The following is a 1,040-nucleotide window of genomic DNA, read 5'->3' as shown; positions in this document are numbered from 1 at the left end:
ATTTGTAGGATCAACTCCTAGCAATCTGCATGTTCCCTCATCTGCAACATACGCTTCTTTACAGTCATCACAAAGCACTCGAACTAGACGCTGCGCAATAATTCCAACGAGACTGCTGCTAATCAAGAATGGCTCAACACCCATATCCATCATACGGGTTATAGAGCCAACAGCCGTATTAGTATGCAGTGTAGACAGCACTAAGTGACCAGTTAAACTGGCTTGAACTGCAATTTCCGCCGTTTCTAAATCCCGAATTTCACCGATCATCACGACATCTGGGTCTTGACGAAGTATGGCGCGCAAGCCTCTAGCGAAAGTCATATCCACTTTCGTATTTACTTGGGTTTGACCGACTCCTGGAAGGTTGTACTCGATCGGATCTTCGACCGTAAGTATGTTTCGACTACGGTCATTAATCTCAGACAATCCGGCATATAGTGTGGTTGTTTTACCAGAACCAGTCGGACCCGTGACCAGCATAATTCCATGTGGCTGAGCCAAAATAGATTTCAGCGTTCCGCTATCACGGTCAGTCATGCCTAAGTGTTGGATGCTTAGCCGCCCCGCGTTTTTGTCTAATAGACGCAGAACGATGCGTTCACCATTTGCTGACGGCATTGTGGATACACGAACATCTACTTCTCGCCCCCCAACACGAAGAGAGATACGACCATCTTGCGGAATCCGTTTTTCGGCGATATCTAATTTAGACATAACCTTGATTCGAGAAACGAGCAACGGCGCCAAAGCACGTTTTGGCTTTACGATCTCACGCAAAATGCCATCAATACGAAAACGCACGACAAGCTGTTTCTCGAAAGTCTCGATATGCACATCGGACGCCCCTGTTTTAACAGCCTCGGTCAAGATCGCGTTAATCAACCGGATAATAGGGGCGTCGTCTTCTTGCTCCAAGAGGTCTTCAGTTTCAGGCACTGAGTTTGCAAGGCTTGCAAGGTCCATATCGTCACCCAAGCCCTCAACCATTTGCATGGCCTCAGCTGAGTCACTTTGATAAGACGCGTTTAATGCTTCTT

General features: G+C 47.2%; 1 protein-coding gene. It reads right to left on the bottom strand.

All coding sequences use genetic code 11. The features are described 5' to 3' along the window. Nucleotides 1-1,040: GspE/PulE family protein (locus A3762_RS22080; protein ID WP_068757658.1), on the bottom strand; the 1,040-nt coding region annotated here is incomplete at both ends.

This window comes from Oleiphilus sp. HI0125, assembly GCF_001635355.1.
Note: the sequence above shows the minus strand (reverse complement) of the source record. Positions and strands in the feature narration are given on the sequence as shown.